Origin of the sequence: Lysinibacillus sp. G4S2 (assembly GCF_030348505.1) — a bacterium.
Lineage (GTDB): Bacteria > Bacillota > Bacilli > Bacillales_A > Planococcaceae > Lysinibacillus.
Genome location: NZ_JAUCFJ010000002.1, coordinates 4,301,423 through 4,312,943, shown reverse-complemented (window position 1 = coordinate 4,312,943; position 11,521 = coordinate 4,301,423). Strand labels below are relative to the sequence as shown.

The window sequence follows — 11,521 nt, the reverse complement described above, 5'->3', positions numbered from 1 at the left end:
AAAAATCCTCCTTTATGCAGGTAGTATGTCAATTATAACGTACTTTTTGTACGAATGCATATGCACTAATAGGATTTAGCTTGCGATAGTGGAAGAAAATTGGCTATATTATAAATAGGAAGTTATCAATAGGAATCAGAGGAAAAATTTTTTATGAAGAACCCTTATATTTATGGTTATCTACCATTGATTACAATTTTTTTGTTTAGTTTAACATTTGGGATGTATGCTGTAAGTGAATCGTTGCAAGTTTTTCAAGCAATTGGCGTATATTCTGGCATGCGTGAATTTTTATCTGATTTCGAACTACGTATTTTTTTGCTAATTGTCTTTGCTGTCATCTTTTTTATGCTATTTTCAGCACTAAAGTTAGTAGGAGAAACTATTCATGAGCTAGGGATGTTATTTTTTTCAAAAGACAATGATGGTGCGACAGTTCATCAAGCACGAGGCGGTTACATAATTTTAGTTGTTGGTGCAATATGCTCAGCCTTTGCTATTCAATTTATTTATGTTTTAATAGGTATCTTTGTGTTAACTGTCTTTATTTATTTTATTTATCTTATCTATAAAATGAGCCATTTTATGTCTATGAGTGGAACGATTGGGCTACTAGTATTTGAGCTTTTTATGTGGACAATATTATTATCACTTTTAGTTTACGTCGTTTTAAAATTGTATAATGGCATCTTGGCGAGTTTACCGTTCGCTCAATAAAATACACCATTCTTTTTCGTCAACAAAAGGCAGCAGGAGATTTCTTCCTGCTGCCTTTTGTCATTATCATAATTTTGGCTGGCTCAGAGGATAGTAGTCGTGTTGGCTAAAGCGTTACATCCTTTGAAATTGCTTCAATTCAGTTCTTGTGGTTACTCCATCAATACATTAAATAGCTTATGATGAATCTTATAAGCTTCTAAGCTTTCCATAGATTGTGGCTTATCATAGCCGAGCCATACTGCTGCAGTATACTCATTATTTAATCCAGCAAGCCAGTAGTCGCGATAGTTGTTGGTTGTTCCTGTTTTGGCACCGATATAGTTGCCTCTACTATAAACACCCTGTCCTGTACCATTCGCTACAACATCCGCAAGCAACGAACGCATATACTTTACCGTTTTCGGTGACCATATTTGATCGCGCTCTGTATCCCAGCTGAATAGCTCAGTTCCATCAGCTGCTGTCACTTTACGAATGCTATGAGCCAATACGTATGAGCCGTCTATAAAGCTCGTATAGGCATCTGCTAGCTCAAGTGCTGTAACACCATACGTTAATCCTCCTAACGAAGCAGCAGCATAATTATGGTCCTCTGCCACGATGGAGCGGAAGTTAAAACGATCTAAGTAACTAAAGGCTGTTTCAATCCCAACTGTGTTAAGGAGACGGAGAGCCGATGTATTATAGCTATATCGAAATGCTGTCCGAATTGAAACATCACCGTACGTAAAGCCACCATAGTTTTGTGGACAAAATGAACCGACACAATAACTGCCACCACTGACTTTAGAATCTGGTGTATGTGCTGTCGTTTCAAAGAAAGGAGCATATACAGCTAACGGTTTAAAGGCAGAGCCTGGCTGCCTTGTACCCTGATACGCACGATGAAAATCATATTTTTCATAGTCTTTCCCTGCATAAATACTAACAACTTCACGGGATTTATTATCAATAACTGCTCCAGCAGCTTGTAATTTGCCTGGGCCTAGAATTGCTGTCATTTTTTTCTCATCATGTGCTTGTTTATTAGGATCAAGTGCGGTATAAATCGTTAGTCCATTTTGAAATAATGTATTGAGTCGATTGTCTAACTGTGCTTTAATTTTTTTCTTTTCTTCTTCACTTTGTGTATTTGCAAGACGGTCTGCATAGCCTTCTTTTTCTGCAACTAACCATCTAAGCTCTTGTAGGACGTATGTGCTGTACATTGGATAGTTTTGAACTTTATTTTTTACATTTAACGTTATCGTTTCAGCTTTATATGTATTTGCATCTTCTGTTGTTATAGCACCACTCGCTGCGAGAGTATCTAATAGCCGCTCCTGTCTTGCCTTCGTTTTATCAAAATTTTTTAAAGGATTATAAAGTGAAGGGTTATTTGGAATGGCAGCAATAAATGCAATTTCAGCAACTGATAATTCTTGAAGTGGTTTCTGGAAATAATATGTAGCCGCACCGCCGATTCCATAAACTTGATTGCTAAAATAGGATTCATTTAAATACATCGTTAAAATCGCGTCTTTATCAAATTCTTTCTCAAGCTCATAGGAATAAAAAAGCTCAGTTAGCTTTCGTTCATATGTTTTCTCATCGGATAAATAGCGCATGCGAACAAGCTGCTGTGTAATGGTACTACCACCTTGAGATGCAGAATTTGAGTTTGAGTTAGCAACCACTGCTCGGACGATTGCACTGAGATCAAAACCGATATGATCATAAAAATGAGCGTCCTCACTTGCAATAAAAATTTCCTGGGCAATTTGTGGGATTTCTTGTAACGTTAGAGGCTGCCGCCATTCGACATATTCCTCGCTAAACGTTTGCCCGTTTTGATCAATAAGTGTTATTGGAAGCTGTGACTGTACTTCCGGTAAATGAATAGCATCAGCAATTTGCTCCTCATGAGCTGTTGCCGAATTAATTTCTGTCCTAATATTTGTACTGATCCACCAAAGGACAGGTAAGGATAGTAAAATGATAAAAAAACCACAAGCCTTTTTCATATGTGCCTCCACTCTAAATATGGGTCATTCAACAGAATAACATAATTTGGATGGTTTCTAAAATACTCGTTCGGACCTATTTGCACTTTGTCAAAAATCTCGGATAGCAGTATTCAGAACTGTTGACATGTCTAAATACATAATATTTTTTTATAGAGTTGGTTTATTATATGTGTTGATGGGTACGATCCCATAATGGAACGAAGGCTAAAAACATCATGTCCTGTGATAACGCCTTCGTGACGAACATCCTTTTGGCTCAAGCGGCTCATCGGACGCCCTCAGCCGGAACGGAAATCAACCCAACGTTATGGTGATGAGCAAAAAAATAAAAGTGCATAAATCGTCAATACTTTGGTGCAGAAAACCATTAAGAAATATGGTAGACTAAAATGAGATCAGAAATGATATACTACTATCATTTACATTAAAAATGAAATTTTACATTTAAAGGAGAGACTTTAATGTTTCCACAATTAACAACAGAAGTACAAACAGGCGAAGTACTTGTAGAAATGAAAACAACATTAGGTGCTGTTAAAATTAAATTATTCCCAGAGCACGCACCAAAAACTGTTGAAAACTTCTTAGGTCATGCAAAATCAGGTTATTATGACGGCATCATTTTCCACCGTGTTATCCAAGACTTTATGATTCAAGGTGGTGACCCAACTGGTACAGGTATGGGCGGCGAATCGATTTGGGGTAACTCTTTCGAGGATGAGTTCTCTGATGAAGTATTTAACCTTCGTGGTGCTCTTTCAATGGCAAATGCGGGTCCAAACACAAATGGTTCACAATTCTTTATTGTACAAATGAAACACCTTCCAAGTGATATGCTTCGCCAATTACAAGGTGCTGGCTTCCCTGAAGAAATTATTGAAGCATATGCTCAAAATGGTGGTACACCTTGGTTAGACCATAAACATACAGTATTTGGTCATGTTGTTGAAGGGATGGACATTATAGACAAAATTGCAGATGTAGAAAAAGACTTCCGTGATAAACCATTAGAAGATGTGAAAATCGAGTCAATTACAGTTTTTGAATAATAATTGTAAGGACGTGTAAAACATGGAACGTTTAATGTATCAATTTCTATATTTCCCTGAAGATAAATCAGGCTATATTCCAGCAGCTTTTGAATTTTTAATAATGCTTATTTTATGCGTTATTGTATTTCTTATTTTCCGTAAAATTTCTAAAAAACAAGAAATGAAAACAAAGGAAATCGAAGCACGTATTCTAGCTGAGAGAAAAAATACAAATAATCAGCAAGATGATTAAAATGATAAAAGCCAGATTCCTCGCAGTCGAAAATAACTGTGAGGCATTTGGCTTTTATCATTAACCTCCACTATATTTCTAAACTAAAAAAAGGATACCTCAGAGAAACTGAGGGCACTGAAAAAGTCCACTATTTAAATTAGGCAGTTGAAAGTTCGATTTAATCGAACTTTCAACTGCCTTTTTACTTTATAATAATGATATTAAAAGTATGTAGGTGATATCCCGATGATCTCAAACCAAGAATCTCTTAATCTCAGTCCATTTATGGCGATTTATGACATTGTTGTACCGAAAGATAATATGCTTCGTCAAATAAATGAACTTGTTGATTTCTCTTTTATTTTGGACGAACTGAAAAATAAATATTGTCTTGATAATGGTCGTAATGCAGTGCCTCCTATTCGCATGTTTAAATATTTACTATTAAAATCAATATTCGATTTATCTGATGTAGATGTGGTAGAACGCTCTAAATATGATATGTCGTTTAAATATTTTTTAGATATGGCACCAGAAGACTCTGTCATTAATCCAAGTTCACTAACGAAATTCCGTAAGCTTCGTCTCCAAGATATGAGCTTATTAGATATGCTCATTGGCAAGACTGTAGAGATTGCTATAGAGAAAGAAGTCATTAAAAATAAAGCAATAATCGTGGATGCCACCCATACAAAAGCACGTTATAATCAAAAATCACCTATAGAATATTTACAAGAGAAATCAAAAAATCTAAGAAAAGCTGTTTATCAAATTGATGAATCGATGAAAGAGAATTTCCCACCAAAGACAAATTCTAACGAAATAAATGTTGAAGTGGATTACTGTCGTCAAGTCATTGAGGTAGTTGAGTCTCAACCTCAAATTGAGATGATTCCAGCTGTAAAGGAAAAACTAAATGTCTTAAAAGAAGTGGTACAGGATTATGAGGAGAAGTTAAGTTATTCAACAGATCCAGATGCACGTGTTGGACATAAATCAGCGGATTCTTCTTTCTTTGGTTTTAAAACACATATTGCGATGAGTGATGAGCGAATAATTACAGCTGCAGTGGTAACCACTGGCGAGAAGAGTGATGGAAAATACCTTCAGGAATTAGTTGAAAAAAGTAAAGAAACCGGCATGGCAATTGATACAGTCATTGGTGATACAGCATATTCTGAAAAAGACAATATCCAGTATGCAAAAAAAGAAGAATTCCAACTTATATCTAAACTAAATCCACAAATCACACAAGGTGGACGAACAAAAGAAGACGAATTTGAGTTTAATAAAGATGCTAGTATGTACGTGTGTAAAGCTGGGCACATGGCAATTCGTAAAGCACGGACAGGAAAGAAAAACCAAGGGAAAAATCAAAGAGATACCTATTATTTTGATATCGAACAATGTAAAGTATGTCCTTTCCGCGAAGGTTGTTATAAAGAAGGGGCAAAAAGTAAAACGTATTCAGTTTCAATCAAATCTACTGAACATAAGGAACAAGAGGCATTCCAAAACAGTGAAGAGTTTAAGGAACTCGCACGTACTCGTTATAAAATAGAAGCAAAAAATAGTGAATTAAAGAATAGACACGGGTACGATACAGCAGTAGCTTCGGGTCTATTTGGTATGGAAATACAAGGTGCAACAGCAATCTTCGCCGTGAATTTGAAACGAATCATCAGCCTTTTAAAAGAAAAAAATAGTAAAGGATAATAGAAAAAGACAACTTTTTGTTCGATATGAACAAGAAGTTGTCTTTTTTTAAAAGTTAAACTCTTTCAACAATAAAAACTGGATGTTTTTCAGTGCCCTCGAGAAACTTGAGATATCCTTCGCTATCTATTATTGAAGTGTTTGCTTAAAGCGTTGAACGCCGTCTTTTACTGTGTCAAATGAGCAAGCAACGTTCATACGCAAGAAGCCGCGACCCTCTTCGCCATATTTTGTCCCTGGCTCTAATGCAAGCTTGCCATTTTCTAGCAAGCGTTTCATGATTTCTTTTTCGTCCAGTCCTAATTCTCGATAATCAATCCAAAGCAAATAAGTACCCTGAGGTTTTGTCATATGAATACCAGGTAATTGTTCTAATTCAGCAATTACATAGTCCATATTATTAGAAATATAAGTAAGCATTTCTTCTAACCATGGAGACCCTTCTGTATAAGCAGCTTGAAGTGCAACAGAAGCAAAGGTATTTAATGAGCCTTGCCCACTAGCCATATTAACTGCCTCTAGCAACATACGCTTTTTCTTATCCGTGACAATCATATAGGCAACCTGAATACCCGCTAAATTAAATGTTTTTGTTGGTGCCATACATGTAATAATACGATCAATTTCAGCCCCAGCAATTTTTGCTAGTGGCGTATGTTTTGAGCCATCTAACATTAAATCAGAATGAATTTCATCGGAAATAATCACTACATCATATTTTGCACAAAGGCGCACGATTTCCTTTAATGTGGCTTCATCCCATACATAGCCCCCTGGATTATGCGGATTACATAATATGTAAGCTTTCACGTTTTGAGCAAGTGCCTGTTCAAAAGCTTCGAAGTCATAGACAAATGTTCCATCTTTTTCGACTAAAGGACAGCTAACAATCTCTCGAGCATTACTTTTTGGGATGTTATAAAATGGCGGATAGACTGGCGAGGAAATAAGAACTTTATCTCCTGGATTTGTCAGTGCCAAGACACTATTTGCTAAAGCAGCGACAACACCATTACAGAAGACAATTGACTCTTGGTCAATGTGCCAATCATGGTGAATGTTTTGCCAGTCCACTATCGCCTGTATAGCTTCATCACTAACAAAGCTATAACCGAAAACAGTCTTTTCAGCATGCTCTTGTAGCGCTTTTGATACGGCTGCTGGAGCAGCAAAGTCCATATCAGCTACCCACATTGGTAGTATGTCTGAAGCATCTTTAAGTCCGTAGACATTTTCCATTGTGTCCCATTTTACAGAGTTGGTACAACGACGTTTAATAGTTTGATCGAAAATAGACAAGCAAATCACTCTTTTCTTTTTTTTTTACTATGGTATCATACGAGTATTATAAAAGGATAATAGGTGAGCATGTTGGAAAATATTAAAATGAATCAAGCAGCCGTACATCTGCTAGAGGAGTGGGATCCATTTAACTTAGGTCCAGACCATTATGATACTGAAACGGCAGATGTTGTAGCAGCATTGCAAGGTATTGATGATCCATCTGTTCTTGCAAAGGTTATTCAAGAAACCTACGAGCATTCGTTTGAAGAATGGATTCCATTTGAAAATTGTGTAGCCATTTCATACAAACTTATTGCAATAAAATTTGAAGCAAAATGTATTATTTAACTTCTTTCCGATTCGGACGCAATTTAATTGATCTAAGCTTTTGCTTTTCTATAGAAAACGAGGTTGTCATTCATATTGAGACAACCTCGTTTTTTAAATACAAAATTATTTAAATAACGGTAAAATCCCCTGAATGAAAATAATTAATATGGCAATCGGAGAAACATAACGAATTGAATAATACCAAATGTTGAACATCAGATTTGAGGATGCAAGCTCCTTACGCGAAATGTCCTTTGTATAATAATAGCCTGCAAAGATGGAAATTAGAAAGGCTCCAATTGGCATACCTATACTATTGGTTAAAAAGTCTACAAAATCAAAAATAGAGCGGTCTAAAATTTTTACGTCGGAAAGGATGCCGAATGATAGGGCACTTGGAATACCAACGATAAAAATAATGATCCCGCCGATCCAAGCGATTTTCTTACGCTTTTCAGGCTTGTCTCCAATTGCGATTGCCACGACGATTTCTAACATGGAAATCGAAGAAGTGACTGTTGCAAATAGTAGAAGTACAAAGAAAATCGTTAAGAACAGTCCACCAAGAGGTAATTGCTCAAAAACAGCAGGTAAAATAATAAATACGAGGCCAGGACCTTGATCTGGTGTATAGCCGAGTGCGAACACTGCTGGGAAAATTACTAGGCCTGCAAGTAAAGAAATGATAATATTCATGGATGCAACATTGATGGCCGAGTTTCCAATTTTCTCACTTTTGGATAGATAGGAAGAATATGTGATCATTACTGCGATACCGACGCTTAACGAGAAGAATGCTTGTCCAAGCGCCTTTAAAAATGTTTCCGCATTTAAGTATGACCAATCAGGGACGAACATAAATTTGACGCCTTCCATTGCGCCGTCCAAAGTTAAGGAGCGAATAACTAACACGATGAAGAAGATGAATAAAAGAGGCATCATCCAAGTGCTAGCCTTTTCAATCCCACCTTTAATACCTGCGGATACAATCGTTACCGTTAAAAGCATAAACAACCCTTGTACAAGCACTGCTTCAAATGGGCTTGAAATGATGCTATTAAACAAATCTGCATAATTAATATTGGAACCAGGATTATTCAGCTGTAATGTAAAGGCACGGCCCAAATAACTTAAAATCCAACCACCAACAACACTGTAGAATGAAAGTATTAGACCGGCAATAATCATGCCACCCCATCCTATCAAGTACCACGGAGTTCCTGGTGCTTGTTCCTTGAACGACGTGACGGCATCTTTTTGCCCACGACGACCAATCATAAATTCTGCAATTAACACCGGCAAGCCGATAATAAATGTACATAAGATGAATAATAAAATAAAGACACTTCCGCCATTCGTACCCGCCATGTAAACTTCCAAATAGCCCCTAACCCTATAGCACTTCCAGCGGCAGCTAAAATAAACCCAATTTTAGTTGTAAATTGATCTCTTGAAGACACGAAAATAAATCCTCCTTATACTAAAGTTTTATTTTACCGCAATATTTTCATAACACAAGCAAATTTCAGTAAATTTAAGTTCGTACCTACAGCAGAGGTAGTTCTAGTAGTGAAATATTTGGTTCAACCAGCGAAGTTAGGGGTTTTAGCGGCGAAGTTTGAGGTATTAGCGGCGAAGTTTGAGGTATTAGCGGCGAAGTTAGAGGTATTAGCGGCGAAGTTAGAGGTATTAGCGGCGAAGTTAGGGGTATTAGCGGCGAAGTGAGAGGTGTTAGCGGCGAAGTTAGAGGAGTTAGCGGCGGAGTGTGAGGTGTTAGCGGCGAAGTGAGAGGAGTTAGCGGCGAAGTTTGAGGAGTTAGCGGCGGAGTTTGGGGAGTTAGCGGCGGAGTGTGGGGAGTTAGCGGCGAAGTTAGAGGAGTTAGCAGCGAAGTAAGAGGTTCAACTGGCGGAAGTTGTAAATCTTACTGGCAAAAGTACATGGATTTATAATAAGTAAAATATGTAACAATTGGGAGCGATGTTTCGTTCCATACACAAAGGAGGGATGATAATGACAGAAACTGAATTAATCGAACGAGCACAGCAAGGAAACAAAGATGCTTATATAGAACTTATCCGAATTCATCAACGAACAGTTGAAAAATTTGCCTTTCAATGCGGCGTGCATAGTAATGATTTAGCAGATGTTTCACAGGAGGTATTTGTGAAGCTCTATCGTTTTTTACATCAATTTAAGCAAGATCGTTTTACGACATGGCTCTATAAAATCACGCTAAATGCCACACGTGATTATTATCGCAAACAACATCGAGAGCAGGAAAAGGAAGAAAGGTTAAGTGCTCAGCAACAAACGCCCTCATCTTCAGCAGAAAAGCATGTCCTTAATTTTGAGGAGGATAGGCTATTACATAATGCCATTCAAGCACTTGATGAAAAATATCGTTATCCTCTTATATTATTTTACTTCCATGAATTAAAGTATGAGGAGATAGCGGAGGTACTAAATATCTCGTTATCAACTGTCAAAGTTCGTATATTACGTGCAAAGGAAAAACTCAAAGCAGTGTTAATGGAAGAGGGGAGTGTTGAAAATGGATGATAAACAGTTTGAAAAACGAATGGAGCTTCTAAAAAAATCCTATGATCGCATAGAACCACAGCTAGATCCAGAAGCTGTTTTCGCACAAATTGAGGCAGAAAATGCAATGCAACAAACAGAACAATCCAATACAACTCAAAAGCCTCCCTCAAAATGGCAAAAGCCAGCCGTCTGGATAGCAAGCATTGCAAGTGTACTTTTAGTGGGTGTTCTCGTTTCGTCGTATGTGATTAATCAAACAACAACTGGTCAAACAGTTGAACAAGAACAAGAATATGACGAATGGCTTTCAAACGTTACGAAGAAATATCAAGAAAAGCGTGAGCAAATGCGTAAAGAGCTCGACATACCAGAGAAAGAGTTTAGTGAAATAAGTTCAGTTCAAAGTGCTGACGATAATTTTAGTGATTTAACGAAAAGAAGTGAGTTAATACTTGATAGGCGGAACAATGACTCTTTAAAAAGATTAGAAAAAGATATATTGGAAAATCTACAAACGCCGCGTGAGCTTATACAACAAATTGAAACTTACGAAGATCCTATGTCATTTGAAGAATCTAATTACTTTTACAGTAATTATCATTACTTAGCTGAAGACATTGCAAGCTATTATTCTAATAAACTTACTCAGTATGAAAAAGTTTTATCTCAGCAACCAAAAAGCTTCCCTGCAGAACTAAATCAATTGATTGCTTCGGCTAATAAGCAATATTTAGAATTACAATATAATGGACAAAGTTATAGTTTTCGACCTAATCCTGTATTCGGGAAAGACGCGCCCGAATATATTGAACGCCTGCATCCAGATGTATTAGGATATTTTAAATATTTGGCTACAGGCTCATTACTTGTTGGTGGGGATCTACGTTATTCTATAGAGGATTCTGCAACTATTTTGCGCCTATATGAACAAACACTTTTAGGGGATGATTCCACTGAGAATGATAATTATAATTTATTAAAGGGAGAGTTTGAAAATACGTGGCTTGCCATTTTTAAAGGAACTCAAACTGATCCAATCCGTACAAACTATGGGCAATACAAGTCTGAATACGTGGATTTATTAGCTATCATTGCGAATGGAGAATATGGTGAGGCAATGCGTGAAACAGCGCAAGTAATACTAAATGAAATAAAGTTAACGGGACAATCTAAAACCCTAGACCAATTAACAACATACGATATATGGATGGGAATATTACATTTGCGAGAAGATATATTTATGCAGACGCAAGATGGAACAACAAGTATAGCGATTAATGACAATTGGATTGAGCAAACTAAATTACTTTACAATGCATTTGTTGTAACGAAGGATGATGCAATGATCGATACTTTAGATCCAATTAACATTGTTAGTTTGTTCTTATATGCTTATGGGATTAATGATAGAGAAGTAGCCCAAAAACTTTTGTCAGATGATGTGGATATCAATACAGTTGTGCAGTTTAAAGGAATGGAAAATTTTACAGCGCTTCATGAAATAGGAGAATCGCCACTTGATATTAGAGCTACTGTAAAAAGTGAGGCGCATAAAGTAATTGGACAGCAATTATCCTTTAAATTAACCTCTGTAGTAACCGAAAATGGTGGGACACGTTACCTAATTAGTGCTATTAACAAATAAGGAGATTTTTTGC

The 11,521-nt window shown here is 36.8% G+C and carries 10 protein-coding genes and 1 pseudogene; 8 read left to right on the top strand and 3 right to left on the bottom strand.

Features of this window, described 5'->3' with window-relative positions; translation table 11 throughout:
• Nucleotides 1–153: 153 nt before the first annotated feature.
• On the top strand, nucleotides 154–717 hold the full coding sequence (locus tag QUF91_RS21965; protein ID WP_285395157.1) for a DUF5366 family protein: 564 nt from the start codon (nucleotides 154–156) through the stop codon (nucleotides 715–717).
• A gap of 152 nt (nucleotides 718–869) precedes the next feature.
• Here the strand turns inward: QUF91_RS21965 and QUF91_RS21960 are convergent, their stop codons facing one another.
• Nucleotides 870–2,723, bottom strand: a complete 1,854-nt coding sequence (locus QUF91_RS21960; RefSeq protein WP_289419317.1) for a transglycosylase domain-containing protein — start codon at nucleotides 2,721–2,723, stop codon at nucleotides 870–872.
• Nucleotides 2,724–3,187: 464 nt separating this feature from the next.
• Between QUF91_RS21960 and QUF91_RS21955 the strand changes: the two genes are divergently transcribed.
• The 3 genes from QUF91_RS21955 to QUF91_RS21945 all read left to right on the top strand — a co-directional run bounded on the left by QUF91_RS21955 (nucleotide 3,188) and on the right by QUF91_RS21945 (nucleotide 5,708).
• Complete coding sequence (locus tag QUF91_RS21955; RefSeq protein WP_285395159.1) at nucleotides 3,188–3,775, top strand: peptidylprolyl isomerase; 588 nt, start codon at nucleotides 3,188–3,190, stop codon at nucleotides 3,773–3,775.
• Nucleotides 3,776–3,797: 22 nt separating this feature from the next.
• The gene (locus tag QUF91_RS21950) at nucleotides 3,798–4,010 is read left to right on the top strand and encodes a hypothetical protein (RefSeq protein WP_289419316.1); all 213 of its coding nucleotides are present in this window, start codon (nucleotides 3,798–3,800) and stop codon (nucleotides 4,008–4,010) included.
• A 228-nt stretch (nucleotides 4,011–4,238) separates the two neighbouring features.
• Entirely contained in the window at nucleotides 4,239–5,708 is a 1,470-nt protein-coding gene (locus tag QUF91_RS21945; RefSeq protein ID WP_289419315.1) for an IS1182 family transposase, read from the top strand.
• A 129-nt stretch (nucleotides 5,709–5,837) separates the two neighbouring features.
• Here the strand turns inward: QUF91_RS21945 and QUF91_RS21940 are convergent, their stop codons facing one another.
• Nucleotides 5,838–7,007 (bottom strand): MalY/PatB family protein, encoded by a 1,170-nt coding sequence (locus QUF91_RS21940; protein ID WP_289419314.1) that lies wholly within the window; start codon nucleotides 7,005–7,007, stop codon nucleotides 5,838–5,840.
• 72 nt (nucleotides 7,008–7,079) lie between these two features.
• Between QUF91_RS21940 and QUF91_RS21935 the strand changes: the two genes are divergently transcribed.
• On the top strand, nucleotides 7,080–7,340 hold the full coding sequence (locus QUF91_RS21935) for a DUF1871 family protein (protein WP_285395162.1): 261 nt from the start codon (nucleotides 7,080–7,082) through the stop codon (nucleotides 7,338–7,340).
• Between the two features lie 105 nt (nucleotides 7,341–7,445).
• On the opposite strand, the pseudogene QUF91_RS21930 reads toward QUF91_RS21935, so the two are convergent.
• Nucleotides 7,446–8,782, bottom strand: a pseudogene (locus tag QUF91_RS21930) (sodium-dependent transporter).
• A 109-nt stretch (nucleotides 8,783–8,891) separates the two neighbouring features.
• On the opposite strand from QUF91_RS21930, the gene QUF91_RS21925 reads away from it, so the two are divergent.
• The 3 genes from QUF91_RS21925 to QUF91_RS21915 all read left to right on the top strand — a co-directional run bounded on the left by QUF91_RS21925 (nucleotide 8,892) and on the right by QUF91_RS21915 (nucleotide 11,508).
• Nucleotides 8,892–9,047 carry a hypothetical protein gene (locus tag QUF91_RS21925; RefSeq protein WP_289419313.1) on the top strand — a complete coding sequence of 52 codons (156 nt, stop codon included), beginning with the start codon at nucleotides 8,892–8,894 and terminating at the stop codon, nucleotides 9,045–9,047.
• Nucleotides 9,048–9,332: 285 nt separating this feature from the next.
• Nucleotides 9,333–9,881, top strand: coding sequence for an RNA polymerase sigma factor (locus QUF91_RS21920; RefSeq protein ID WP_289419312.1), 549 nt, complete (start codon nucleotides 9,333–9,335; stop codon nucleotides 9,879–9,881).
• Nucleotides 9,874–11,508: a hypothetical protein gene (locus QUF91_RS21915; protein WP_289419311.1), complete on the top strand. Its 1,635-nt coding sequence runs from the start codon at nucleotides 9,874–9,876 to the stop codon at nucleotides 11,506–11,508. Before QUF91_RS21920 ends, QUF91_RS21915 begins: the two co-directional genes overlap by 8 nt.
• Nucleotides 11,509–11,521 lie beyond the last annotated feature (13 nt).